The organism is Citrobacter sp. Cpo109, from assembly GCF_030332565.1.
Classification (GTDB): domain Bacteria; phylum Pseudomonadota; class Gammaproteobacteria; order Enterobacterales; family Enterobacteriaceae; genus Citrobacter; species Citrobacter portucalensis.
Genome location: NZ_JAOWHQ010000059.1, coordinates 76345 through 103169, shown reverse-complemented (window position 1 = coordinate 103169; position 26825 = coordinate 76345). Strand labels below are relative to the sequence as shown.

Below are 26825 nucleotides of genomic sequence, written 5' to 3'. Positions count from 1 at the left end.
TCGTCCTCTCCCCCCTTCTCTTTTTCCCCGTTTTTCGCCAGGATTGTTAAATGCCATTACGGTAATTTATGATTCTGGAGTAAATGTGACTAAAACCAATCTCATCACCGGTTTTCTCGGCAGTGGCAAAACCACCTCTATTCTTCATTTATTGGCAAACAAAGATCCTGCTGAGAAGTGGGCCGTGCTGGTTAATGAGTTTGGCGAAGTTGGCATTGATGGCGCGTTGCTGGCCGACAGCGGTGCGCTGCTAAAAGAGATCCCCGGCGGCTGTATGTGCTGTGTTAACGGCCTGCCAATGCAGGTTGGCCTCAATACGCTGCTGCGTCAGGGAAAACCCGACCGTCTGCTGATTGAACCCACTGGCCTCGGGCATCCCAAACAGATTCTGGATTTACTCACTGCACCGGTTTATGAGCCGTGGATCGATCTGCGCGCAACCCTCTGTATCCTTGATCCTCGCCTGTTACTGGATGAGAAAAGCGTCGCCAATGACAATTTCCGCGATCAGCTGGCCGCCGCTGATATCATTGTTGCCAACAAAACCGACCGTGCCACGACGGAAAGCGAAAACGCCCTGCAAAGCTGGTGGCAACACTACGGCGGTAATCGCCAGTTAGTTCATGCCGACCATGGGCAAATTGACGGACAGCTACTGGATTTGCCCCGACTAAACCTGGCGGAGCTTCCTGCAAGCGCGGAGCACGCCCATAGCCATGCCAACAAAAAGGGGCTGGCAGCGTTGAGCTTACCCGCACAGCAGCGCTGGCGTCGTAGCCTGAACAGCGGTCAGGGCCATCAGGCCTGCGGTTGGATTTTTGACGCCGATACAGTGTTCGATACCATCGGTCTGCTGGAATGGTCGCGTCTTGCTCCTGTTGGACGCGTAAAGGGGGTAATGCGTATTAAAGAAGGACTGGTACGCATTAACCGCCAGGGAGACGACTGGCATATAGAGACGCAAAACGTCGCACCACCCGATAGCCGTATTGAACTCATCGCCGATACCGAGACCGACTGGAATGCGTTACAGAGCGCGTTGTTGAGACTTCGTTTAGACGCTAGCGCGTAAGGTTGCCTTCGTTTTTAGCAATGGTAAACGACGATGAAAACCCGATACCCTTCAATCCTCCTGCTAAATATTGCGGGCCTGGCACTGTTTATGTCCTGGTATATTCCAGTCGGGCATGGGTTATGGTCTTCACTGGATACGGGCGTTTTCCGCTTCTTTAATCATAAACTGGTGGAAAGCCCACTGTTCTTATGGGTTGTTGCTATTACCAATAATCGGGCATTTGATGGCTGCTCATTGCTGGCTATGGGCGCATTGATGCTGCACTTTTGGCTCAAAGAGACGTCGGAAGGTCGCCGACGTATTGTGGCTATCGGTTTGGTTATGCTGCTCACCGCAGTGGTATTAAATCAGCTGGGCCAGGCGCTTATTCCCGTTAAACGCGCCAGCCCGACCCTGATGCTGGATAATATTTATCGCGTCAGCGAACTGCTGCATATTCCGACCAAAGATGCGTCGAGAGACAGTTTTCCTGGCGATCACGGCATGATGCTGCTTATTTTTTCCGCATTTATGCTGCGTTATTTCGGAAAAGTCGCAGGAATAATCGGCCTTATTATTGCTGTGGTTTTTGCCTTTCCACGCGTAATGATTGGCGCTCACTGGCTCACTGATATCGTGGTTGGTTCCATGACGGTGGTCTTGATTGGCCTTCCCTGGTGGCTAATGACGCCATTAAGTGACCGATTAGTCACTCTGTTCGTGAATTATCTCCCCGGCAAAAACAAACAATTTTTAAACAAATAACGCAGAGTAATTAACATCATCAGGGATACTTCTGATTCCCTGATGATGCCGGGCAATATTTCATCATTCTGATTGTCATTCCCCTGTCATCTTATTCATGTTTAAAATGAGTAGGTTGCGTATTTTTTACCCTGATTGTTCTTAATTTAGACAATGCCGTTTATTCACTTTCTGTATCAATTTTTCTTATAAGAAATCACGTAAAATCACTCGCATTGGCCGGAACGATCGGGTAATCTCGAACTCGTTTTGCCTCGCGGGATAATTATTCCCTTTCAGAATAAATTTGTGCGTTCTGCCACAGATTTGACCTTAAGGAATTGTCTCATCGTGCGATGGTAATTAGTCTCGTCACGTTTGGCATTTTTTATAACGATATTTATCGTTAAGGACTTCAAGGGAAAACAAACAAAATGGTCAAATCTCAACCGATTTTGAGATATATCTTGCGGGGCATACCCGCGATAGCAGTTGCGGTTCTGCTTTCTGCATGTAGCACAACGAACACCGCCAAGAATATGCATTCTGAGACGCATGCTGTGGGCAATGGAGATAACTCTTCACTGCAAGCCTCTCAGGATGAATTTGAAAATATGGTACGTAATATCGATGTTAAATCACGTATTATGGACCAGTATGCTGACTGGAAAGGCGTGCGTTACCGCCTTGGCGGCAGCACCAAAAAAGGTATTGATTGCTCAAGCTTCGTGCAGCGTACATTCCGCGAGCAATTTGGTTTAGAGCTTCCGCGCTCAACCTATGAACAGCAGGAAACGGGAAAATCCGTTTCGCGCACTAATCTGCGCACAGGCGATCTGGTTCTGTTCCGTGCTGGCTCTACCGGCCGTCACGTCGGTATTTATATCGGTAACAACCAGTTTGTACATGCCTCGACCAGCAGTGGCGTTATCATTTCCAGCATGAACGAGCCTTACTGGAAAAAACGCTACAACGAAGCTCGCCGGGTTCTGAGCCGCAGTTAGTTTCGTTTGGCAGCTATCCCTTGGCTATCCTGATGAGACATTCCAAAAGCACTGCTTCGGCGGTGCTTTTTTGTTTCACCCTGCGACTAAGAAAAATCTCACAACATGAGTCATTTCAGGTTATATTCATACAGAGTAAGCGGTTAAATCAGGTAAAATAAGGATCTATGTTCAGACGCTCTTCTTCATCCGGTCGGAAAATCCTGCTTTCCTGTATGTTAACGGGGCTTATCGTCGCAATACTCGTGAGTACCCTGCAGTTTTTCGTCACCTGGCATAAACGAGAAGTTAAGTACGACACGCTCCTTGCCGATATCCAGAATTACGTCAGCAGCTACTTCACCGACCTCAAAACCACCACCGATGCCCTTCAGCCGCTGGTTGCCAACAGTTGCCAACAAGTCAGCGCTAAACTGACCTCCAGTGCAGCCTTTAGCCTGAACGTTCGCGCTTTCTTACTGGTAAAAGACGGCATCGCTTTCTGCTCTTCCGCAACAGGTTCCATGTTCACTCCGATTTTAGATTTGATCCCGAACCTCGATATCAGCAGAAATATTGATGTGGAATTACTTCCCGGTACGCCCATGATGCCGGACAAACCAGCGATCATGATTTGGCACCGAAACGCGTCGTTCAATGATAGCGGCGTATTTACCTCACTGAATATCAATCTGGCGCCTTACCTACTCTATACCGCCCGGCAGGATGATTTTGACGGTATTGCTATTATCGTCGGTAATACCGCAATTTCGACATTCTCATCGCGAATCATCGATGTCTCCGCTCTTCCTCATACCTCCTGGCGGCAGGCCACTCTTGAAGGGATCCCGCTTAAAATTCGCTTATACGCACAAGAGTGGAACTATACCGACGTCTGGTATTCTATTTTGTTGGGATGTATGGCCGGGATTATTGCCTCCCTTCTCCTCTGGTACTACATCTACAGCATCCGTTTACGCCCAGGCAAAGATATCCTCAACGCCATCAAACATAACCAGTTTTATGTGGTGTACCAGCCCGTCGTAGAGATGCAAACGCTGGAAGTGAAAGGCGTCGAGGTCCTGTTACGTTGGAATCACCCAACAACGGGCGAGATCCCACCGGATGCCTTTATTCATTACGCTGAATCACAGAAAATGATCGTCCCACTGACTCAGCATCTCTTTAAGTTGATCGCCCAGGATGCCCCGACACTGCAAAAAGTGTTACCCGCTGGGGCAAAATTAGGGATCAATATCGCGCCATCGCATCTGCATGGCGAGACGTTTAAAGACGACATTCGCCACCTACAGGCCTCGCTTCCCGCAAACTATTTTCAGATAGTACTGGAAATCACAGAACGAGATATGCTCAATCAGCACGAGGCCACAAAGCTATTTGAATGGCTGCATTCCGCAGGTTTTGAAATTGCGATTGATGATTTTGGCACCGGCCATAGCGCGCTTATTTATCTGGAACGCTTTACCGTTGACTACCTGAAAATCGATCGCGGATTTATTAACGCCATTGGGACGGAAACACTGACTTCTCCGGTACTGGACGCCGTGTTGACACTTTCTAAACGTCTTAATATGCTGACGGTTGCGGAAGGAGTAGAAACTCCTGAGCAAGCCCGTTGGCTGCGCGATCGTGGGGTGCATTTTTTCCAGGGGTACTGGATTAGCCGACCATTACAGCTTGCTGATTTTGTGCGTTGGATGGCACAGCCCAATAAGCCTACGTGGTGATCGCAGTATGCGATTCATATACTCTCACTCGCCGCTACATCCCTTATCTTTCAGGCATGATGCCCGTCGGGTTGTGGCAGGAAAAGGAAATCGCTTTTATATGATCCCTCGCGTACTGCTACTGTTTATTACCCTCATCGGGTTTAGCGCCCAGGCGCAATCCATCAAAGAAAGCTATGCTTTTGCCGTACTGGGTGAGCCGAAGTACGCATTTAACTTTAATCACTTCGATTATGTTAATCCCGCAGCCCCTAAAGGTGGTCAAATCACCCTGTCCGCCATTGGCACATTTGACAACTTCAACCGCTATGCGATGCGCGGTAACCCCGGCGCACGTACCGAAACGCTTTACGATACGCTGTTTACCACCTCTGACGATGAACCTGGTAGCTATTACCCGCTCATTGCCGACAGCGCACGCTATGCTGACGACTATTCCTGGGTAGAAATTGCCATTAATCCACGCGCGCGTTTTCACGATGGCTCACCCATTACCGCCCGCGACGTCGCATTCACCTTCCACAAATTTATGACTGAAGGCGTGCCGCAGTTTCGTCTGGTCTACAAGGGAACAACGGTAAAAGCCATCGCGCCATTAACCGTACGCATTGAATTAGCCAAACCGGGTAAAGAGGACATGCTCAGCCTGTTTTCATTACCCGTGATGCCAGAGAAGTACTGGAAAGATCATAAGCTCAGCGATCCCTTATCATCGCCACCGCTCGCCAGCGGCCCTTATCGCATTACCAAATGGAAGATGGGCCAGTATATTGTCTATTCGCGCGTCAAAGATTATTGGGCCGCTAATCTGCCCGTCAATCGTGGACGCTGGAACTTTGATACCATCCGCTACGACTACTATCTGGATGATAACGTCGCCTTTGAAGCGTTTAAGGCCGGTGCGTTTGATCTGCGCCTTGAAAATGATGCCAAAAACTGGGCGACGCGTTATACCGGGAAAAATTTCGCGAATCATTACATCATCAAAGATGAGCAAAAAAACGAGTCCGCGCAGGATACCCGCTGGCTGGCATTTAATATTCAGCGTCCGGTATTCAGCGACCGACGGGTGCGGGAAGCCATCACGCTGGCCTTTGATTTTGAATGGATGAATAAAGCGCTGTTCTATAACGCCTGGAGCCGGACCAACAGCTATTTTCAGAATACCGAATATGCCGCGACAAAATACCCCGACGCGGATGAGTTGGTGATACTCGCGCCCTTGAAAAAGGATCTCCCCCCTGAGGTCTTTAGCCAAATCTATCAGCCGCCAAAATCAAAAGGCGATGGCTACGATCGCGACAATCTGTTGAAAGCCGATACCTTACTGGAACAGGCCGGGTGGGTACTAAAGGGTCAGCAGCGCGTAAATAGCGCCAACGGTAAGCCCCTGAGCTTTGAACTGTTGCTCCCGGCAGGCAGCAACAGTCAATGGGTGCTGCCGTTCCAGCACAACCTGCAACGCTTAGGTATTACCATGAATATCCGCCAGGTGGATAACTCACAAATCACGAACCGCCTGCGCAGTCGCGACTATGACATGATGCCGAGGTTGTATCGTGCGATGCCGTGGCCGAGTTCGGACCTGCAAATTCTGTGGGCCTCTCAATATATTGATTCCAGCTACAACGCCCCCGGCGTACAAAGCCCGGTGATTGATAAACTGATCGACCAAATCATCGCGGCGCAAGGCGATAAAGCCAAATTGATCCCACTGGGCCGGGTGCTGGACAGGGTATTAACCTGGAACTACTACATGTTGCCTATGTGGTTTATGGCAGAGGATCGCATTGCATGGTGGGATAAATTTTCACATCCTGCTATTCGCCCAATTTATACTATTGGCCTCGACAACTGGTGGTATGACGTCAACAAAGCGGCGAAGCTGCCCGCAGCCAGGCGGCAGGGAGAATAAATGGGCGCTTATCTGATTCGACGTCTGCTGCTGGTGATCCCAACGCTTTGGGCCATCATCACCATCAACTTTTTTATCGTGCAGATAGCCCCCGGCGGTCCAGTTGAACAGGCCGTCGCCGCCATTGAGTTCGGGCAAAGCGGGGCATTACCCGGCGCGGGTAGCGAAGGCGTTCGTGCCAGCCACGCGCAAACCGGCGTGGGTAACATCAGCGACAGTAATTATCGAGGCGGCCGGGGTCTGGACCCGGAAGTGATCGCCGAAATCACTCGCCGCTATGGGTTCGATAAGCCCATTCATGAGCGTTACTTCAAAATGCTCTGGGATTACATTCGTTTCGATTTCGGTGACAGCCTGTTTCGTAGCGCCTCGGTGCTGACGCTTATCAAAGACAGCCTGCCTGTTTCCGTCACGCTGGGGCTGTGGAGTACGCTCATCATCTACCTGGTGTCGATACCGCTTGGGATCCGCAAAGCGGTGCATAACGGCAGCCGGTTTGATGTCTGGAGCAGCGCATTTATTATTATCGGCTATGCCATACCGGCCTTTCTGTTTGCCATTTTGCTGATCGTCTTTTTTGCCGGGGGAAGCTACTACGACCTGTTCCCGCTTCGCGGGCTGGTATCCGCCAATTTTGACTCCCTGCCCTGGTATCAGAAAGTAACCGACTACCTTTGGCATATTACCCTGCCGGTGCTGGCGACGGTGGTTGGTGGGTTTGCCGCGCTGACTATGTTGACCAAGAACTCATTTCTGGATGAGGTGCGCAAACAATATGTCGTCACCGCACGCGCTAAAGGGGTCAGCGAGAAAAATATTCTGTGGAAACATGTGTTTCGCAACGCCATGTTGCTGGTGATCGCCGGCTTCCCGGCAACGTTTATCAGCATGTTTTTTACCGGCTCACTGCTGATTGAAGTGATGTTCTCACTTAACGGCCTGGGATTGCTGGGTTATGAATCCACCGTATCACGCGACTACCCGGTAATGTTTGGCACGCTTTATATCTTCACCCTGATCGGTCTGCTGCTGAATATCTTCAGCGACATCAGCTATACGCTGGTCGATCCTCGTATTGATTTTGAGGGACGCTAATGTCGCGATTAAGCCCCGTCAATCAGGCCCGCTGGGCGCGCTTTCGCCACAACCGTCGCGGCTACTGGTCGCTGTGGATTTTTCTGGTGCTGTTCGGCCTTAGCCTGTGTTCAGAACTGATTGCCAATGATAAGCCGCTACTGGTGCGCTACGACAATAGCTGGTATTTCCCCCTGTTCAAAAACTACAGTGAAAGCGACTTCGGCGGACCGCTGGCGACTCAGGCTGATTATCAGGACCCGTGGCTACAACAGCGCCTGGAAAACCAGGGCTGGATCCTGTGGGCACCAATACGCTTTGGGGCCACCAGCATTAACTTTGCCACCGATAAGCCCTTCCCTTCCCCGCCTTCCGCACAAAACTGGCTGGGAACAGACGCTAACGGCGGTGATGTACTGGCACGCATCCTCTACGGCACACGTATTTCTGTCTTGTTTGGTCTAATGCTCACCCTCTGTTCGAGCGTGATGGGCATTATGGCTGGCGCAATTCAGGGCTATTATGGCGGCAAGGTGGATCTGTGGGGGCAACGATTCATTGAAGTTTGGTCAGGAATGCCAACGCTGTTTCTCATCATTCTATTGTCGAGTGTGGTCCAGCCTAACTTCTGGTGGCTGCTGGGCATTACCGTATTGTTTGGTTGGATGAGCCTGGTTGGCGTGGTGCGCGCGGAATTTTTACGTACCCGAAACTTTGATTACATTCGAGCCGCTCAAGCGCTAGGCGTAAGCGATCGCAGTATTATTCTGCGTCATATGCTGCCCAACGCGATGGTCGCGGCCCTGACTTTTTTACCGTTTATTTTATGCGCCTCGATAACTACTCTGACCTCACTGGATTTTCTTGGGTTCGGTTTACCGCTTGGCTCGCCATCACTGGGAGAACTCCTGTTGCAGGGTAAAAACAACCTGCAGGCACCGTGGCTTGGCATCACCGCGTTCATCTCCGTTGCCCTGCTACTATCGCTACTGATCTTTATTGGTGAAGCGGTACGCGATGCGTTTGATCCCAACAAGGCGATTTAAAATGACACAACCTCTGTTAGCCATTGAGAATTTATCGGTAGGTTTTCGTCAACAAGAGACCGTGCGCACCGTAGTCAATGCCCTCTCACTACGGGTTGATGCCGGACAAACGCTGGCGCTGGTGGGTGAATCTGGCTCGGGTAAAAGCGTGACCGCGCTTTCTATCCTACGGTTGTTACCGTCCCCTCCGGTAGTTTACCCTTCCGGGGACATCCGTTTTCATGGTGAATCATTACTTCACGCCAACGAGCAGACGCTTCGCGGCGTACGGGGGAATAAAATCGCCATGATTTTCCAGGAGCCGATGGTGTCACTGAACCCGCTCCACAATCTGGAAAAACAGCTTTATGAAGTGCTGTCGCTGCATAGGGGAATGCGTCGGGAGGCGGCGCGGGCAGAAATCCTGACCTGCCTGGATCGCGTTGGCATCCGTCAGGCAGCCAAACGTCTCGCAGATTACCCGCACCAGCTGTCCGGCGGTGAACGCCAGCGCGTGATGATCGCCATGGCGTTGCTAACACGACCGGAGTTGCTTATTGCCGATGAACCGACCACCGCGCTGGACGTTTCCGTCCAGGCACAGATCCTGCAACTGCTGAGAGAACTACAGCGCGAGCTGAACATGGGATTACTGTTCATCACCCACAACCTGAGCATTGTGAAAAAGCTGGCCGATACCGTGGCGGTCATGCAAAACGGCCAGTGCGTTGAGCAAAATCGAGCAGCACAACTGTTGGCTGCTCCAACGCATCCCTACACGCAGAAATTGTTAAACAGCGAACCTTCCGGCGATCCGGTGCCTGTACCTGCTGGGCAAGCTCCGCTGCTGGAGGTAGAAAAACTCCGCGTCGCCTTTCCTATCCGCAAAGGCATCCTGAAACGCGTGGTGGACCACAACGTCGTCGTTAACGACGTCAGTTTTTCCCTCCGGCCCGGTGAAACGCTGGGGCTGGTTGGAGAGTCAGGCTCCGGAAAAAGCACTACCGGACTGGCGCTTCTGCGGCTAATCACCTCGCAGGGAAGCATTGTGTTCGATGGTCTGGCACTGCATACCTTAAATCGACGCCAGCTGTTGCCGGTCCGTCACCGTATTCAGGTGGTATTTCAGGATCCCAACTCCTCGCTAAACCCACGCCTGAGCGTGCTACAGATTATCGAGGAGGGGTTGCGCGTTCATCAGCCTACCCTGTCAGCCGAACAACGCGAGGCACAGGTGAAAGCGGTGATGGAGGAAGTGGGATTGGATAGCGAAACGCGACATCGTTATCCTGCGGAGTTTTCTGGCGGACAACGCCAACGCATTGCTATTGCCAGAGCATTGATTCTCAAACCTTCCCTGATCATTCTGGATGAACCAACATCGTCGCTCGACAGGACCGTACAGGCGCAAATCCTGACGTTGTTAAAGTCTTTACAGGAAAAGCATCGGCTAGCTTATATTTTTATCAGCCATGATTTGCACGTAGTACGCGCGTTATGCCATCAGGTTATTGTGCTACGTCAGGGAGAGGTCGTGGAGCAAGGGCAATGCGAGCACGTATTTAACGCGCCACAGCAAGCCTATACGCGTCAGCTGCTCGCGCTAAGCTGACGCTCAAAAAGGATTGTTGTTTGAAAACGGTTCTGCGATAGCCACGCCGAAGTTTTTCAGTCTGCAGGTCGCGGCAAATTCGTCCTGGCGATTCACAAACAGGCACGGCTCCCCTTCACATTCCAGTACGGAACAAGGAACCTCGATATCACTGAGGGCCTGGCTGAGCTTATGCATGACTGACCACGCGCTGTCACCATCAGGGCTGAGCAATTTGAGTGCCACCAGGCTGTTCTCATTACTCTGACCGTTTTGCGGAATCGGTTCAACTTTCGAACCTGCGAAACCCACCGACCAACGATAGCTCTGCGGCAGACGATGAACGATTGAGAGTTGTAATGTCATCACTTTCTTTCCCTGGAAGCACAATCACTTCACAATTATTTTACATCAATATTAACACATCATTGACAATACGTCTTTAGACAGTTGGTAAACGTTTACATCCAGTACTTATGCTGCTTACAGAACCCAGTAATTAAATTTATTCAACGGTTCTGGCATATTTCCGGGCTATATGTACTCGTTTCTGCGATCTAACTCAACCTTTTTAACTACAATGATGTGACTTTTTACATAAATTGATTTTACATAAAATAAACATAAGCAGGGAAAATGATAGATTTGCGGTTGATGTACATCAACTCTGGAGACCTTATGGCCCCCAGGTTGTGTAATAGATCACCGTTTTTGAGCGCGACTGGCGTAAAGATAGAAGAGAATTGAGCAGGTAGCGCAAAATGCGATCGACCATATCATTGGCCAGGCCGAGTTAAAGGTCGCCAGAGACAACAGGGCCCCGACAATGGCGCCAATGCCGAAGCGGAATGTCCCAGCCAGCGATGACGCCGTTCCCGCCATATGCGGAAATTCATCCAGGATAACCGCCATAGCGTTTGATGACACCATCGATACACAGCCAACAAACGCCGCAACGCCAACGACCAGAGCCCAGAACCCCAGCCCAAACAGTGCGCTAAAAACCATCCATCCCGCCATCACGAACTGGATCCACAGACCAGTACGGAACATATTCAATGCCCCAACCCGACGCACAAAGCGGCTGTTGATGATAGTCATCACGAACAGGAATACGATGTTAAGTGCGAAGTAATAACCGAAATGCTGCGGTGAAACGTGGTTAATCTCAATGTAAACAAAGGGTCCGGCGCTCAGAAACGAGAACATCCCGGCAAAGCTGAACCCGCTGGCCAGCATATAGCTCAGCACTCGTTTATGACGAAACAGCGAGGCAAAGTTGCCAATAGTGGTACGCAGGCGAAACGGCTGGCGACGCTCTACAGGCAGGGTCTCTTTGATTAGCGTAAAGATCATCACCGACGCCAGAACAGCCGCCATGGCGAGGATCCAAAAGATATAGTGCCAGCTAAGCCATACCAGCACCCAACCACCCACGATAGGTGCCAACAAAGGCGCAATTGTGGTCACCAACATGACGAATGACATCATGCGCGAGAACTCTTCCTTCGGATAGATATCGCGCATCAGGGCGTTGATAACCACGCTCGCCGCCGCGGCAGCCAGACCGTGGAAGAAACGCATCACGATCAGTTGATCGATAGTTTGCGCCAGGGCGCAGGCCACTGCCGCCGCCGCAAACACCAGCGTTCCGCCCAGAATCACCGGCTTGCGCCCAATGCTGTCAGCCATTGGGCCATAGAGCAACTGCCCCACTGCAAACCCCAGAATATAGGTACTGAGGGTCATCTGCGCGCTACCCGCAGGCACACCAAACTGTTCTGAGATAACAGGTAGCGCCGGAAGATACATATCAATCGACAACGGCATCAGCATGGCTAACAAGCCAAGGATAAAGACTATGGCAATTGACGAGTTCTGCCGGGTGGTCACATTTAGCTCCTGAAATTAACGCGGGGTTAAGTTAACGCTGGCGATTTCTTCTTCGGTCAATGGACGGTATTCACCCGGCTCCAGATCGTCATCAAGCCTGATGTCACCAATTCGTTCACGGTGCAGTTCCACAACGTGGTTACCCACCGCGGCAAACATACGTTTTACCTGATGATAGCGCCCTTCGCTGATGGTCAATCGCACCTGAGTTGGCGTAATGACCTCCAGAACAGCCGGTTTGGTCAGGTCTTTTTCATTATGCAACTGTACGCCACGGGCAAACTGCTCGGCGGTATCGTCTGCCACTGGCGACTCCAGCGTCACCAGATAGGTTTTCTCACAATGGTGACGAGGAGAGGTGATACGATGCGACCACTGTCCGTCATCGGTCATCAGTACCAGTCCGGTGGTGTCGATATCCAGACGCCCTGCCGCATGCAGTTTGTAGGCAACCGGTTCATCAAGGAAATAGAGCACCGTCGGATGATCCGGGTCATCCGTTGAGCAAACATAACCCTGAGGCTTATTCAGCATAAAATAGCGCGGGCCATTTTGTTGAACGAGGGAATTACCGTCATATTCGACGTCGTGTTCTGGTAGCAGCTTAAAGGCACTGTTTTTAACGATTTCACCGTCAACGGTAACGCGGTTAGCACGGATCTCACGCCCGGCAATAGCGCGGCTGACGCCGAGTTGCTGAGCGATAAATTTATCAAGTCGCATGAGTGTGATTTTTGCCTGTAAAAATACGAGAAGCGGGTTTACGCCCGAAAAGTGGGACTGTTATCCGCCCAGTATAGCGGTGTTACACCATCCCTCAAGGGAAATGATTCATGGCATACTATACATTGTTGCTGTTTACCTTAATGAGCTCATGATTTTTACTCTTCGCCCGTACCAAAAAGAAGCCGTGGACGCCACGCTCAACCATTTTCGCCACCACCGCACGCCAGCGGTTATCGTCCTGCCAACCGGCGCGGGCAAAAGTCTGGTGATTGCAGAACTGGCCCGCGTAGCACGTGGTCGCGTACTGGTACTGGCGCACGTCAAAGAACTGGTCGCACAAAACCATGCCAAATATTGTGCACTGGGGCTGGAAGCCGATATTTTTGCCGCAGGCCTGAAGCGTAAAGAGAGCCACGGGAAAGTAGTCTTTGGCAGCGTACAGTCGGTAGCGCGTAATCTGGACGCCTTTCAGGGTGAATTCTCCCTGCTGATCGTCGATGAATGTCATCGTATTGGCGATGATGAAGAGAGTCAGTATCAGCAAATCCTCACTCACCTGACTAAAGTAAATCCCCACTTACGTCTGCTCGGGCTTACCGCCACACCTTTTCGTTTGGGTAAGGGCTGGATATATCATTTTCATTATCATGGAATGGTGCGCGGCGATGAAAAAGCGCTGTTTCGCGACTGCATTTATGAATTACCGCTGCGCTACATGATTAAACACGGCTACCTGACGCCGCCAGAACGCCTCGACATGCCGGTCGTGCAGTATGACTTTAGCCGCCTGCAGGCACAGAGTAACGGCCTGTTTAGCGAAGCGGATCTGAATCAGGAGCTGAAAAAGCAGCAGCGAATAACGCCGCATATCATCAGCCAGATTATCGAGTTTGCCCAAACCCGCAAAGGGGTGATGATTTTCGCCGCCACCGTTGAGCACGCCAAAGAAATTCTGGGCCTGCTGCCCGCTGACGACGCCGCGCTAATCACTGGAGATACGCCAGGCGCTGAGCGCGACGTGCTGATTGAAGAGTTCAAAGCCCAGCGCTTTCGCTATCTGGTGAATGTGTCGGTCCTGACCACCGGCTTCGATGCCCCGCACGTCGACCTTATCGCTATTCTGCGCCCAACAGAGTCAGTTAGCCTTTACCAACAAATTGTCGGTCGTGGGTTGCGCCTTGCACCGGGTAAAACCGACTGTCTGATCCTCGATTATGCCGGCAACCCGCACGATTTGTACGCACCGGAAGTGGGTGCTCCGAAAGGAAAAAGCGACAACGTTCCGGTACAGGTGTTCTGTCCTGCCTGCGGATTTGCAAACACCTTCTGGGGCAAAACCACGGCAGACGGCACGCTGATTGAACATTTTGGCCGCCGCTGCCAGGGATGGTTTGAAGATGATGACGGCCATCGCGAACAGTGCGATTTTCGTTTCCGTTTTAAAAACTGCCCACAGTGCAACGCGGAAAATGACATCGCCGCCCGCCGTTGTCGGGAGTGCGACGCGGTGCTGGTTGACCCGGATGACATGCTGAAAGCCGCGCTCAGGCTCAAAGATGCGCTGGTCCTGCGCTGTAGCGGTATGGTGTTACAAAACGGGCAGGATGATAAAGGCGAATGGCTGATAATCACCTATTACGATGAAGATGGCGCTGACGTCAGCGAACGCTTTCGCCTGCACACTCCCGCGCAGCGTACGGCCTTCGAACAACTGTTTATTCGCCCGCACACCCGAACACCCGGTATACCCTTACGCTGGATAACCGCCGCCGATATCCTCAATCAGCAGGCGTTGTTACGGCATCCTGATTTCGTGGTGGCGCGTATGAAAGGTCAGTACTGGCAGGTCCGTGAAAAGGTCTTCGATTATGAAGGACGCTTTCGTCGGGCACATGAATTACGCGGTTAATCGTACTTTTGATTGATGTACCAGCCGTTTGAGTATAGAATCTCGCCCGCTTTTGCATACGCAAAGCAGATCACTTACCTGTTGCTGGGTCGCCTGTAGCAGGAATTATTAAAGAGAGATTTAAATGTTTACTATCAACGCTGAAGTACGTAAAGAGCAGGGTAAGGGTGCGAGCCGCCGCCTGCGTGCCGCTAACAAGTTCCCGGCAATCATCTACGGTGGCGCAGAAGCCCCGATTGCTATCGAACTGGATCACGATGCAGTTATGAACATGCAAGCTAAAGCTGAATTCTACAGCGAAGTTCTGACCATCGTTGTTGACGGTAAAGAAGTTAAAGTTAAAGCTCAGGCTGTACAGCGTCACCCGTTCAAGCCGAAGCTGTCTCACATCGACTTCGTTCGCGCGTAATCGCCAACAAGTTGAAGAAAAACCCCGCCTTGGCGGGGTTTTTTTATGGGATTTTGTTGGCGGTAAAGATGAAGCACGCTTGCCGGATAAGGCGTTTCCGCTCCATCCAGCAAACGGTTTTATTTCCCGCCCGACGTGCGGCGCTGCAGCTGGTCGCGCAGGTTCGGCGGCGTACCTTTGATGGTCAACGTATCTGTAGCCGGATCCCAGAAAATACGCTCACCCAATAACATAGCCTCGAAGTTAATGGTTAACCCACCGCCGCTGCCGGCAAATTTGGTTAACTGACGCAGCGTACTGCGATCCGCAGGGAAGCTCTCTTCCAGCTCGTAACCTTTATCAGCGGTAAATTCGCTGAAGCTAACTTCACTGACGCCGGAAAGCTCTTTAGACAGCGACTCCAGTTCGATCTCTTCACCAGCCTGCAGCTGCTCGTTACAGTAGCTATACACCTGCTGACGCACGTTCTGGCGTTCGGCTTTATCGAGTTGCGCCTCGGCAGTAAAGTCATCGACCGCCTGCAGCAGGCCACGGTTTTGCGCTTTGGCATTCAGACCTTCGCTGGCACCGAGGAAGTCCATAAAGAAATCGGCGACTTTGCGCCCTACCCGCCCTTTCAGGAACGTCAGATAGCGCGTGGACTCCGGGTTGGTTTCCCACTCGGTTAAATCAATGCGCGCCACGATGTCCGCATGATTGATATCCAGATAGTGCGTCGGATTGATATCCAGATTTTCATTGACGCGCATACTGCTTAAATTGTTCAGCACAGCAACTAACAGATACTCTACCGCCAGATAGCGATAATGGCAGAACAGAACAATACCACCGTCGGCAAAAGGATATTTCGCCAGTTCGTCCCGCAAGCGTCCGGTCGCGGCACGACTAAATGCCAGAAAATCCTCTTCACCCTGACGCTGTAAACGCAGCGTTTGCGCCAGTTCACTCTCTTCGCTAAACAGGCCATAGGCTTTATTCTTGGCGCTATACACCCGATGCAACTCAGCCATCATATCGACAACCGTCGCTGTCGGTTCCAGTAATGAATCGCGCAAGACCAGCTCAAGGTTCTGCTCGTCACGTTTGATAAGCTGGTGCAGGGCAATCTGGTTGATATCCAGACTCATGATAAACTCTCCTTTTAGACCGGGCGGTATTCAACCACCTGCCGGGCAGTGACGCAATAGAAGATAAAAAAGCAGAAAAAAAACTGTCTGTACGGTAATATGTTGCCCTTTCATGAACAGACTGATTTCGATTTATGCCACAAATTTCCCGCTATAGTGACGAACACGTTGAACAACTGCTGAATGAGATGCTCAACGTACTGGAAAAACATAAGGCGCCGACCGACCTTTCCCTGATGGTACTGGGAAATATGGTGACTAACCTTATCAATACAAGCATCGCACCGGCCCAGCGCCAGGCGATTGCCAACTCTTTTGCCCGCGCATTGCAGTCTTCGGTAAACGACGACCAAGCGCATTAAGAGCCTGCTCCGGGGAAACGAACAACAGTTTATGGTAACTCATCGTCAGCGCTACCGTGAGAAAGTCTCCCAGATGGTTAGCTGGGGGCACTGGTTTGCCTTGTTCAACATTCTGTTGGCCATGGTTCTCGGTAGCCGTTACCTGTTTGTCGCCGACTGGCCGACAACCCTTGCAGGTCGTGTATATTCCTACCTGAGCGTTGTCGGGCATTTTAGCTTTCTGGTGTTTGCCACCTATCTGCTAATCCTGTTTCCCCTGACGTTTATCGTCATGTCCCAGAGACTGATGCGATTCTTATCGGCTATTCTGGCGACGGCTGGCATGACGCTGTTGTTAATCGACAGCGAGGTTTTCACCCGCTTCCACCTGCACCTCAACCCGATCGTCTGGGAACTGGTCATTAACCCTGACCAGAACGAAGCGGCGCGTGACTGGCAACTGTTGTTTATCAGCGTGCCGGTTATCCTGTTAATAGAAATGTTGTTTGCGACCTGGAGCTGGCAAAAGCTGCGCAGCCTGACGCGTCGTCGCCATTTCGCCAAACCGTTAGCGGCATTCTTTTTCGTTTCTTTTATCGCCTCGCATGTGGTGTATATCTGGGCTGATGCCAATTTCTATCGCCCGATTACCATGCAGCGCGCAAACCTGCCACTCTCTTACCCGATGACGGCGCGTAAGTTTCTGGAAAAACATGGCCTGCTGGATGCGCAAGAGTATCAGCGTCGCCTGATCGAACAGGGCAATCCGGAAGCGGTTTCCGTGCAGTACCCGCTCAGCGAACTGCACTATCGCGATATGGGCACCGGCCAGAACGTTCTGCTGATCACCGTAGACGGCCTGAACTACTCACGCTTTGAAAAGCAGATGCCTGCGCTGGCTGAGTTCGCCGGGCAGAATATCTCCTTTACGCGTCACATGAGCTCAGGCAACACCACGGATAACGGAATCTTTGGCCTGTTCTACGGCGTTTCGCCAAGCTACATGGACGGCATTTTATCGACCCGAACGCCTGCGGCGCTGATCTCTGCACTGAACCAGCAGGGTTATCAGTTAGGGCTATTCTCCTCGGATGGCTTTACCAGCCCGCTTTATCGTCAGGCGCTGCTGTCAGATTTCTCCATGCCGAGCGTGCAAACGCAATCAGACGAACAAACCGCAAGCCAATGGATTAACTGGCTGGGACGCTACGCGCAGGAAGATAATCGCTGGTTCTCCTGGGTCTCCTTTAACGGGACAAACCTTAATGACAGTAACCAGAAGAACTTTGCCAAACGCTACGCCAGCGCCGCTCAGGATGTGGATGCCAATATTAACCGTGTTCTTAGCGCCCTGCGCGACTCGGGTAAACTGGACAACACGGTGGTGATTATTACCGCTGGTAGAGGCGTGCCGCTGACGCAGGAAGAGAACAACTTTGCCTGGTCGCGCGGTCATCTGCAGGTTCCTCTGGTTATTCACTGGCCGGGAACACCTGCCCAGCGCATCAATAGCCTGACCGATCATACAGACCTGATGACGACGCTGATGCAGCGCCTGCTGCATGTCAGCACGCCGGCTAACGAATACTCGCAGGGGCAGGATTTGTTCAATGCAACCCGTCGTCATTACTGGGTGACCGCCGCTGACGGCAGCACGATGGCAGTGACCACACCAGAGATGACGCTGGTACTGAACAACAACGGTAATTACCAGACCTATGATTTACGTGGCGAGAAAATTAAAGATCAGAAACCGCAGCTCAGCCTGCTGCTACAGGTTCTGACGGATGAGAAACGATTTATTGCTAACTGATTAATTATAAATCAGTTAGTGAGGCATCCTCTTGCATTCGTAGCGGAAAGCAGTAGTATTAGCAGCCATAGCGTCGGCACGTAGCGCAGCCTGGTAGCGCACCGTCATGGGGTGTCGGGGGTCGGAGGTTCAAATCCTCTCGTGCCGACCAAAAATCCCAGAAAAAACCAACCCTTGTGGTTGGTTTTTTTATGCCTGTTTTCTGAACGGGGATTAATCGGGGAAAAATCCCCAACGCAAAGCGTCGACTTCGCGGTAACATTTCAGCTATACACATCACCGGGAAGTCATCAACCTCGTTTATGAAAACGGAATTTTGATGGTCTGCCCGGTGCAAAAGATATCCTGAAGCAATGCTATTGTCAGAGAAAACGAATTTAAGAAACTCATCCTTTTGTTGCTTTTTCTGAAACAGTTGAGCTTCCCTTTCCACATCGCCATCATCTACCTATAGCTTACCCATTTCTGATATCGTAGACAATTTCCCCACAATGGTCTTCAACCACAGACCACTTCGTATTAGCAACGTCAAATTTACAAAGTTGCTAAAGTAGCCAACCATCGACTTAGCAAAGGCTGCTATTTTTGATTTACCATCACTTATCGTTTTCTGTCCAGCCAAATACACCGCATACAGAACGCTTCCCAAATGGAATGAAGCCAAGAAAGTTTTAAAGTCACATAGGCCCCAGCCCAATCATAATACCCTGCATTCACTTTGTAATGACAAGGCTGATTTATTCAGAAACCAGATGATTTATAGTAATTTAATTTTAAAGAATTCAGAATTTATCCCGGAAAGAAATATTCCCTATGCTTTAGGGTAGGAGTACGATTAGCGCATAAAACAATACAAATAATATGGATATGCTATGCCCGTTGACTGGACAATAAACCCCACGTCGGGAACTCCCATAGTCCCCGGAGGGGTCAGGCAACTTACAATAGGAGAGATTGCACTAGCCAGGACGCTGTTTGGTGGAAGTATTATCTATAGCAAGGTGTGGGTACACCTTGAAAGCTATCTCCCCTTCAATATGCAACCCATAAATGTTGCCATGACGCCAAACGGTGAACTTTGGTTTAGAGAGGGAACTTATTCACCTGATTTCTCTTTGGAACGTGACATACAGAAAAAACACAGATTCATGCATGAGATGGTTCACGCCTGGCAAGCACAGAAGGGAATGTTTGTTAGAACCAGAGGTTTGTTCTCTCGTTTCGCTGATTACAGTTACAGTTTAGATAAGGCTGATTTTCTTCATTACGGATTAGAACAGCAAGCATCAATAGCCAGTGATTATTGGTTACTTCTCACATATGGATTTAATAGTGGCACCTCATATTTATCTGTATACAGAGATTACAATCCTAATGAATCAGTTTATTCTTTAATATCAAAATATAAAGCTGTTATGAAAGGATTTCCAGGATGAAAAAGTCAACCATTGTCCCCTTAATATTTCTTCTGTCGGGCTGCCCCGGTGGAGGTGTACCAGTTTCACAGCAACGTAGTGTTTTTAAACAAGGCGATACTATTTGCTTCACTGTAAATAAAACAGATATTTTAGAGCGTTATAGTATCTACTATTCGCCTGACAGAAAATATACGGTTATTAAAGCAGATGATGGAATCTCTCTAAAATATCCTGACACTTGTTTTAAAATTAAATTAAAGAACGGATATATATATAATATATCTTATTCTCTCAATAATAAAAGCTATTCAGATTCATTCTTTATAGATAACGATGGAAACTATTAATCATGTCATTACCAGCTTATTTATTTTTATATGATGAAAACGGAATGCAGATTCCGGGAGATTGTTCATCTTTAGGCCGTGAAGGTGCCATAGAAGTCATGAATAGTAGTTACGGTGTTAGACAGCCTGTTGATAGCAACACTGGCAGCATGACAGGCTGCAGGCAGCATAATCCCGTAATTGTGCATAAGCAACTTGATAAAGTCAGCCCTTATCTGGCTGTAGCTGTTTGTGAAGGGAAGAGACTGCAAAAGGCAGTCATTAAATATTATGAGACTATAGAGGCAGGGATCGAAGTAGAGATTTATAATATTAATCTGGAAGATGTCGTTATATCCTCTGTAGATTTTACACATGTCTACTATCCCGGTAGTTCATCCCCTAATATGCATGAGGTAGTAGGTTTTAGATTCCGTGACATTGAATGGAATTATGTTAGAGGAAATATTAAACACAATGATGTCTGGATTAAATCAGTAAAGAAAGAACAGCAGCAATAAATAAAGGGGTATCACGCGCCCTCTATTTCATCAATAAATTTTAAACTCAACAATATCAGAACGTGGGTAACTTTTTTGTACCTGAGTACCCATTTCTGATGAAGAACGACGGCTGATGTGTAAAGACGTACGGGTCGATCCTCAATGCTCCAGATTGTTACACGTTGGTTCTCAATAAGGCGCTGTAACTATACATTACTGACAGAACCGTAACCGTATACAGGATCGACCGATTGCAGATACTGAAAAGTTATGCCATAGCCTGATCCCATTTTCCACCCACCCCCAGCACCCTCCCGGCTTCTTACCGTTCTTGAGCATCACATTGTCCAGGTATCCCCTCTCTCTTCAGCACAGGTTTTACTACTTACCCATGCATAAATTGGGGTAAAATTTATCTTCTCATCAGCGCGATGAATCTGGACGATTGATGCGCTGAAAACAATAATGATACTAATAAAAGCTCAGGAGAATAGTATGCCTGAAGTAACGCCTTTTCGGGTGCTGATTGTCGACGACCACCCGCTCATGCGGCGGGGAATTAGTCAATTATTGCAACTGGATCCCGCATTTGACGTAGTCGCTGAAGCTGGCGACGGCGCAAGTGCTATCGATCTGGCAAACCGTCTGGACCTTGATGTGATCCTGCTGGATCTCAATATGAAAGGTATGAGCGGGCTGGACACCCTGAATGCGCTGCGTCGGGACGGCGTCACCGCGCAAATTATTATTCTTACCGTATCGGATGCCGCCAGCGATGTGTACGCCTTAATTGATGCCGGCGCGGATGGTTATTTACTGAAAGATAGCGATCCTGAAGTCTTGCTGGAAGCCATTCGTAACGGCGCCAAGGGGGGTAAAGCGTTTAGCGCTCGCGTTAGCGAATATCTGCGCGAACGTGACCTGTTTGGCGCACAAGAAGATCCGTTCAGCATTCTCACCGAACGCGAGCTGGATGTATTGCATGAACTTGCTCAGGGGCTGTCGAACAAACAGATTGCATCAGTGCTGAATATTTCTGAACAGACGGTGAAGGTGCATATTCGCAACCTGCTGCGCAAACTCAATGTGCGTTCTCGCGTTGCTGCCACCATCCTGTTTTTGCAAACGCGCGGCATGCAGTAATCAATGAGATGCCGGATGACGACGCAGCAGCGTCATATCCGGCCTACAAAGCTCGCACAGGCCCGAAAGCAGCACGCCTTCGGGTAATCTGGACTCTTACTTCTCCTGCGGCGTTAGCTGCTCCATCGCCTGCTTAATGCTGCGTTCTATCACCGCCCGACGGGTATCATTGGCCGGTAATAATTTCAGCATCATCTCCCACGCCGCAACCGCCTCACCAAAGCGCTGCTGTTCAAAAGCGTTAAATGCGTACATGCTGAGAACCCGCACGTTGGCATGCTCGCCGCGCACCAGCTGGCGTAACAGCTCCCCGCCCCTGCGATTATCGTCAGGATCGGATGAACGGGTCAGTGCTTCCGCATAACCCAGCGCCGCATCGCTGTTTTTAGGATCCAGTCGATATGCATTGGCATAGGCTTCAGTGGCCGTACTGGCATTACCGAGTACCATGCCAATACGGCCAAGCATGATCCAACCTTCAACGTTTGTAGGATCGGCTTGTAAACGCGTGCGCAGCCCCAGCGCCAGACGTGTCATATCCTCTTCATTGAGCGGGGCAGCTTTCGGATCCAATGCGCGTTCCAGCAGCGCCGGAGCCTGAGCAGTGGCCTGATGCCAGACCTGAACCTGCTTATAGCTGCCGGTTTCATAATAGCTCACCGCGCCAACGATCAGCGCCACCACGATGCCGGGCACAAACAACCCAAATCCACCGCGCTTGCCATCCGGGATAACGTCATCAGGAAACTCTTCCAGCCTCACCCGGACTCGTCGGCGAGTACGGGCAAAAATAATCCAGCCGCCCAAACCAATCGCTACTACCGGCATCACCCACAAAAGCACTGTAAGCGGCGTCAACGGCGGATCGTAGGTGACGAAGTTGCCGTAGCGCGCCACCATATAATCAACAATTTCTTTCTGGCTTTTCCCTTCCTGCATCAGTTCGTACACTTTCTGGCGCAGGTCGGTGGCAATCATCGAGTTAGAATCGGCGATACTGTTGTTCTGACATTTAGGACAGCGCAGCTGTTCGGTAAGCTGACGGAATTGCTGCTCCTGCGCTTCATCCTTAAACTGCATCACATCGATGGTCGCCAGCGCAGATCCCGAGATAACCAGCATCAGCAGGCCCAGTAAAAATCTCATTGCGCAGCCTCCTTACTGTACTTATCCCACAACGGTTTGATCTCGCTCTCCCACACTCTGGCATTTAAATCACCGGCATGGCGATAGCGAATAATACCTTTACCGTCGATCAGGAACGTCTCCGGCGCGCCGTACACGCCAAGATCCAGACCGAGCATACCGTCACCGTCAAACAGGCTTAATGAGTAAGGATTGCCCAGCTCTTTCAGCCAGACAATGGCTTTCTGACGATCGTCTTTATAGTTCAGACCCACCACCCGCACGCCTTGTGCAGACAGCTGGTTCAGATACTGATGTTCGGCGCGACAGGTCGGACACCAGGTCGCCCAGACGTTCAGCAATACCGGTTTGCCCTGGGTCAGCACATCGACCTGATAATGCTGACCTGGATTCTCCAGCGACTCCAGGCGGAATGTCGGAACGGGTTTGCCGATCAACGCCGATTCCAGATTCGTGGGATCGTCCCCCTGAGCGTTACGCGCCAGCTGCCACAGCAGCGCCGCCGCAATGATCAGAAAAATAATAAACGGAATTAACAGTGCGTTGCGCTTCATACAGCCTCCGACGCATTTTTTTGCACCGCGGCGCGAGGACGCGCGCGCTGACGATAGCGTGGATCAAACAGGCAGAACAATCCGCCCAGCGCCATCAGCAATCCTCCGGCCCAAATCCAGCGAATAAACGGTTTGTAGTACAGACGCACAGCCCATGCGCCGTTATCCAGTTCTTCACCCAGCGCGGCATACAGATCGCGCGTGAACCCGCCGTCAATTGCCGCTTCAGTCATCATCGAGCTGGTGCTGTTATAGAAGCGTTTTTCCGCATGCAGCGTGGCTTCCGGTTTACCATCTCTGGTAACACCAATAATGGCGACACCGCCCCGGTAGTTAGGTCCGGTAATATCTTTCACTTCGCGGAACGTGAACTGATAGTTATGGATACTGACGCTATCACCCGCTTTCATGCGGACATCGCGTTCAACGCTGTAGTTCTGGCTGAAGGCAATACCGACAATAGTAATCGCCAGCCCAACGTGGCCCGACACCATACCCCAATAGCTTGGTGTTAACTTCGTTCCGCGGGAAACACGCAGGAATGCTTCGGACATCGCCAGCACGAATATCCAGCATGCCATCGCCAGCCCTACCACCGTCATAGCGGCAATGCGATCCTCAAACAACCACGGCAACAGCAGCGACAGAACAAGCGTGGTGACAAACGCGATAATCAGTAACGTTTTCAGTTTACGTGGTCGGTCACGGCCCCAGCGCACTAATGGCCCAATTCCCAGCAACAGCGCGAACGGCGCCATCAGCCAGGTAAACATGGTGTTGAAGAACGGTTCGCCAATCGAAATACTGCCCAGACCCAGTTGTTTGTGCACCAGCGGCAGCAGCGTGCCCAAGAGCACCACCAGCATGGCGGCAATCAGCAGAACGTTGTTGCCCAACAGCAGAGATTCACGCGACCACAGCGCGTTGTTTACCCGTGAACGGACCTTGTGACCGCGCACCGCAAACAGCAGCAGGGAGCCGCCAATCACCAATACCATAAAGGCCAGAATAAACATCCCGCGCGACGGATCGGAGGCGAAAGCATGCACCGATACCAACACGCCGGAGCGCACCAGGAAAGTACCTAACAGGCAAAGCGAGAATGCGCAGATTGAAAGCAGCAGCGTCCAGGCTTTAAAGCTGGCACGCTGTTCGGTTACCGACAGCGAGTGCATCAGCGCCGTTCCCACCAGCCATGGCATAAATGAGGCGTTCTCAACCGGATCCCAGAACCACCAACCGCCCCAGCCCAGCTCGTAATAAGCCCATGCCGAACCGAGCACAATACCCAGCGTCAGGAACACCCACGCCGCCAGCGTCCACGGACGCGAAAAACGGGCGAAAGTACTGTCCAGTCGTCCGCTCATCAGCGCAGCAATCGCAAACGCGAAGGCTACCGAGAAGCCGACATACCCCATGTACAGCAACGGCGGATGGAAAATCAGCCCTGGATCCTGCAACAGCGGGTTCAGGTCGCGCCCTTCAATAGGGAAGTTGGGCAACGTACGGGCAAACGGGTTGGAGGTAAAAAGAATAAACAGCAGAAAGCCAACGCTTACCATCCCCATCACCGCCAGCACGCGGGCAACGATGTCCAGCGGCATACGCTGGCTGAATGCCGCAACGGCGAACGTCCAGCCGCTCATCAGCAGCACCCATAGCAACAGCGAGCCTTCATGAGCCCCCCAGGTTGCTGCCACCCGATACCAGACCGGAAGCTGGGTATTGGAGTTACTGGCTACATAGGTGACGGTAAAGTCATTAACCACGAAGGCGTTGACCAGAATCAGGAACGCCCCCATCACGCAGATAAACAGAACCCAGGCAAAAGGCCGCGCGGAGGCCATCATTCGCACGTCGCCGCGCGCTACGCCCCACAGCGGATAGACCGACAGTAGTAACGCCACGCCTAGCGCAAGGCACAACAGCGCATTGCCAATTTCAGGCATCATGACGTTTTATCCTTATAAACACTTTCCGGGCGACGATGGTTTTCCTGCATCGCTTTTTCGACTTCCGGCGGGGTGTAATTCTCATCATGTTTGGCAAGAACCTCTTTGGCCTGCACATGATTTCCCTCGTCCAGTTCGCCCTGAACAACAACACCCTGCCCTTCGCGGAACAGATCCGGCAGAATGCCTTCGTAGGTGACATCAACCACACCTTCGGCGTCATAGATACTGAAATTCACCTTCAACGACTGCGGATCACGCTTTACGCTACCGGGCATCACCATTCCGCCCACGCGCAGGCGCTGACCGACTTCGGGCATCTGCTGCGTTTCGCGCTTACCGTAGAGTATCTCTCCCGGCGTATAGAACAGGTCAATATTAGAACGCAGCGCATAAAGCACCAGCGTAATGGTCAACGCCAGACCCGCCAGTACCGCACAGGCTATCCATAACCGATTTTTACGTCGAATATTCACGCCGCCTCCCGTTGCACTTGCGCCGCACGCATACGCGCTTCTCTCGCCCGCTGCTGCGCCACACCGCGTAAAATTGCGCGATGTTGTAACGCGGAATGCAGTACCAGCACCACCAGCGGGATAATGCTCATCGCTACGGCAAGCCAGACATACAAGGCGTAGCCGCCCATCGCGAAAAAATCACTCCATGATGCAAATGCAGGGGTCATTGGCGGCCTCTTTTTAAGATCAGTTCGCTCACCCACGGGCGGCGTTTTTCCATCATCAAAATCAGGTTACGCATGCGCATCAGCGCCAGCGTGACAAACAGTAACAGGTAGCCGACGATCGCCAGACGCAGCGGCGTACGCATCGCCGGATCGATGCTTTGCTGCATGCGGGTAGAACCCTGATGCAGCGTATTCCACCACTCAACCGAGTAGTGGATAATCGGTAAGTTGACCACGCCAATCAGCACCAGAATACCGGCGGCACGACCTGCCAGACGGCGGTCGTCAAAGGCATGCCACAGCGCAATGGCGCCCACGTAGAGAAACAGCAGCACCAGTTCAGAGGTGAGTCGGGCATCCCAGACCCACCAGGTTCCCCACATCGGTTTGCCCCATGCGGAGCCGGTCACCAGCGCAATAAAGGTAAACACTGCACCAATCGGCGCCATCGCAGCCAGCGCCAGATTGGCCATTTTCATCTGCCAGACCAGGCCGATAAACGCGGCAACAGCCATCGAGGCATAAATGCCCATCGACCAGATTGCCGCCGGAACGTGCAGATAAATAATGCGATAGCTCTGCCCCTGCTGATAATCCGCAGGCGCAAAACCAAACCCCCAGACCCATCCCGTTATCAGTACCACCGCGCTGGCAATCGCCAGCCACGGGATAAACCAGCCACAGATCTGATAGAGCCGAGGGGGCATCGCCAATTGATGAAGTGTTTTCCACATAGTTCAGTCACC

Annotated in this window: 26 protein-coding genes and 1 tRNA gene; 17 read left to right on the top strand and 10 right to left on the bottom strand. The window is 51.2% G+C overall.

The window, feature by feature from the left end:
* Positions 1–85: 85 nt before the first annotated feature.
* From OGY71_RS13685 to yejF, 8 genes are all read left to right on the top strand, one after another.
* The gene (locus tag OGY71_RS13685) at positions 86–1072 is read left to right on the top strand and encodes a CobW family GTP-binding protein (RefSeq protein ID WP_003834563.1); all 987 of its coding nucleotides are present in this window, start codon (positions 86–88) and stop codon (positions 1070–1072) included.
* Between the two features lie 33 nt (positions 1073–1105).
* The gene (locus tag OGY71_RS13680; protein WP_063940535.1) at positions 1106–1819 is read left to right on the top strand and encodes a phosphatase PAP2 family protein; all 714 of its coding nucleotides are present in this window, start codon (positions 1106–1108) and stop codon (positions 1817–1819) included.
* A 413-nt stretch (positions 1820–2232) separates the two neighbouring features.
* A complete protein-coding gene (gene mepS, locus OGY71_RS13675; protein WP_003834567.1) occupies positions 2233–2802 on the top strand; it encodes a bifunctional murein DD-endopeptidase/murein LD-carboxypeptidase in 570 nt (189 codons plus the stop codon).
* A gap of 167 nt (positions 2803–2969) precedes the next feature.
* Positions 2970–4529 (top strand): cyclic di-GMP phosphodiesterase, encoded by a 1560-nt coding sequence (locus tag OGY71_RS13670; protein WP_032934501.1) that lies wholly within the window; start codon positions 2970–2972, stop codon positions 4527–4529.
* A 100-nt stretch (positions 4530–4629) separates the two neighbouring features.
* A complete protein-coding gene (locus OGY71_RS13665) occupies positions 4630–6444 on the top strand; it encodes an extracellular solute-binding protein (RefSeq protein ID WP_063940537.1) in 1815 nt (604 codons plus the stop codon).
* Entirely contained in the window at positions 6445–7539 is a 1095-nt protein-coding gene (locus OGY71_RS13660) for a microcin C ABC transporter permease YejB (protein ID WP_286613405.1), read from the top strand.
* A complete protein-coding gene (locus OGY71_RS13655; RefSeq protein ID WP_003834577.1) occupies positions 7539–8564 on the top strand; it encodes an ABC transporter permease in 1026 nt (341 codons plus the stop codon). The genes OGY71_RS13660 and OGY71_RS13655 overlap by 1 nt, the downstream gene beginning before the upstream one ends.
* 1 nt (position 8565) lies before the next feature.
* Positions 8566–10155 carry a microcin C ABC transporter ATP-binding protein YejF gene (gene yejF / locus OGY71_RS13650; RefSeq protein ID WP_003834579.1) on the top strand — a complete coding sequence of 530 codons (1590 nt, stop codon included), beginning with the start codon at positions 8566–8568 and terminating at the stop codon, positions 10153–10155.
* A gap of 3 nt (positions 10156–10158) precedes the next feature.
* On the opposite strand, the gene OGY71_RS13645 is transcribed toward yejF, so the two are convergent.
* The 3 genes from OGY71_RS13645 to rsuA all read right to left on the bottom strand — a co-directional run bounded on the left by OGY71_RS13645 (position 10159) and on the right by rsuA (position 12750).
* Positions 10159–10503 carry a YejG family protein gene (locus tag OGY71_RS13645; protein WP_085951589.1) on the bottom strand — a complete coding sequence of 115 codons (345 nt, stop codon included), beginning with the start codon at positions 10501–10503 and terminating at the stop codon, positions 10159–10161.
* A gap of 333 nt (positions 10504–10836) precedes the next feature.
* Complete coding sequence (locus tag OGY71_RS13640) at positions 10837–12027, bottom strand: Bcr/CflA family multidrug efflux MFS transporter (protein WP_003834584.1); 1191 nt, start codon at positions 12025–12027, stop codon at positions 10837–10839.
* 15 nt (positions 12028–12042) lie between these two features.
* A complete protein-coding gene (gene rsuA / locus OGY71_RS13635) occupies positions 12043–12750 on the bottom strand; it encodes a 16S rRNA pseudouridine(516) synthase RsuA (RefSeq protein WP_003834586.1) in 708 nt (235 codons plus the stop codon).
* Positions 12751–12901: 151 nt separating this feature from the next.
* Between rsuA and radD the strand changes: the two genes are divergently transcribed.
* Both radD and rplY read left to right on the top strand, forming a co-directional pair.
* On the top strand, positions 12902–14662 hold the full coding sequence (gene radD, locus OGY71_RS13630; RefSeq protein WP_286613404.1) for a DNA repair helicase RadD: 1761 nt from the start codon (positions 12902–12904) through the stop codon (positions 14660–14662).
* 124 nt (positions 14663–14786) lie between these two features.
* The gene (gene rplY, locus OGY71_RS13625; protein ID WP_003027502.1) at positions 14787–15071 is read left to right on the top strand and encodes a 50S ribosomal protein L25; all 285 of its coding nucleotides are present in this window, start codon (positions 14787–14789) and stop codon (positions 15069–15071) included.
* 119 nt (positions 15072–15190) lie between these two features.
* On the opposite strand, the gene yejK is transcribed toward rplY, so the two are convergent.
* Positions 15191–16198 (bottom strand): nucleoid-associated protein YejK, encoded by a 1008-nt coding sequence (gene yejK, locus OGY71_RS13620; protein WP_149335132.1) that lies wholly within the window; start codon positions 16196–16198, stop codon positions 15191–15193.
* A gap of 134 nt (positions 16199–16332) precedes the next feature.
* Between yejK and OGY71_RS13615 the strand changes: the two genes are divergently transcribed.
* From OGY71_RS13615 to narP, 7 genes are all read left to right on the top strand, one after another.
* Positions 16333–16560: a YejL family protein gene (locus tag OGY71_RS13615; RefSeq protein ID WP_003027506.1), complete on the top strand. Its 228-nt coding sequence runs from the start codon at positions 16333–16335 to the stop codon at positions 16558–16560.
* A gap of 31 nt (positions 16561–16591) precedes the next feature.
* The gene (yejM, locus tag OGY71_RS13610) at positions 16592–18352 is read left to right on the top strand and encodes an LPS biosynthesis-modulating metalloenzyme YejM (RefSeq protein ID WP_286613403.1); all 1761 of its coding nucleotides are present in this window, start codon (positions 16592–16594) and stop codon (positions 18350–18352) included.
* A 74-nt stretch (positions 18353–18426) separates the two neighbouring features.
* A tRNA-Pro gene (locus tag OGY71_RS13605) sits at positions 18427–18503 on the top strand.
* 721 nt (positions 18504–19224) lie between these two features.
* Positions 19225–19788 carry a hypothetical protein gene (locus tag OGY71_RS13600; protein ID WP_003834597.1) on the top strand — a complete coding sequence of 188 codons (564 nt, stop codon included), beginning with the start codon at positions 19225–19227 and terminating at the stop codon, positions 19786–19788.
* A complete protein-coding gene (locus OGY71_RS13595; protein WP_003834599.1) occupies positions 19785–20117 on the top strand; it encodes a putative T6SS immunity periplasmic lipoprotein in 333 nt (110 codons plus the stop codon). The genes OGY71_RS13600 and OGY71_RS13595 overlap by 4 nt, the downstream gene beginning before the upstream one ends.
* Before the next feature lie 2 nt (positions 20118–20119).
* The gene (locus OGY71_RS13590) at positions 20120–20617 is read left to right on the top strand and encodes an Hcp family type VI secretion system effector (RefSeq protein WP_286613402.1); all 498 of its coding nucleotides are present in this window, start codon (positions 20120–20122) and stop codon (positions 20615–20617) included.
* Positions 20618–21094: 477 nt separating this feature from the next.
* Positions 21095–21742 (top strand): nitrate/nitrite response regulator protein NarP, encoded by a 648-nt coding sequence (gene narP, locus OGY71_RS13585; protein WP_003834605.1) that lies wholly within the window; start codon positions 21095–21097, stop codon positions 21740–21742.
* Positions 21743–21838: 96 nt separating this feature from the next.
* Here narP and OGY71_RS13580 read toward each other — a convergent pair whose 3' ends face one another.
* Genes OGY71_RS13580 through OGY71_RS13555 form a run of 6 tightly spaced genes read right to left on the bottom strand, consistent with a single transcriptional unit; the run spans position 21839 to position 26813 of the window.
* Positions 21839–22888, bottom strand: coding sequence for a cytochrome c-type biogenesis protein CcmH (locus OGY71_RS13580; RefSeq protein ID WP_149335131.1), 1050 nt, complete (start codon positions 22886–22888; stop codon positions 21839–21841).
* Entirely contained in the window at positions 22885–23442 is a 558-nt protein-coding gene (gene dsbE / locus OGY71_RS13575) for a thiol:disulfide interchange protein DsbE (RefSeq protein WP_286613401.1), read from the bottom strand. The genes OGY71_RS13580 and dsbE overlap by 4 nt, the downstream gene beginning before the upstream one ends.
* Positions 23439–25394, bottom strand: coding sequence for a heme lyase CcmF/NrfE family subunit (locus OGY71_RS13570; RefSeq protein ID WP_008785295.1), 1956 nt, complete (start codon positions 25392–25394; stop codon positions 23439–23441). The genes dsbE and OGY71_RS13570 overlap by 4 nt, the downstream gene beginning before the upstream one ends.
* Positions 25391–25870 (bottom strand): cytochrome c maturation protein CcmE, encoded by a 480-nt coding sequence (gene ccmE / locus OGY71_RS13565; protein ID WP_003834619.1) that lies wholly within the window; start codon positions 25868–25870, stop codon positions 25391–25393. Before ccmE ends, OGY71_RS13570 begins: the two co-directional genes overlap by 4 nt.
* The gene (gene ccmD / locus OGY71_RS13560) at positions 25867–26079 is read right to left on the bottom strand and encodes a heme exporter protein CcmD (protein ID WP_003834621.1); all 213 of its coding nucleotides are present in this window, start codon (positions 26077–26079) and stop codon (positions 25867–25869) included. The genes ccmE and ccmD overlap by 4 nt, the downstream gene beginning before the upstream one ends.
* Positions 26076–26813 (bottom strand): heme ABC transporter permease, encoded by a 738-nt coding sequence (locus OGY71_RS13555; protein ID WP_003027538.1) that lies wholly within the window; start codon positions 26811–26813, stop codon positions 26076–26078. Before OGY71_RS13555 ends, ccmD begins: the two co-directional genes overlap by 4 nt.
* Between the last annotated feature and the right edge of the window lie 12 nt (positions 26814–26825).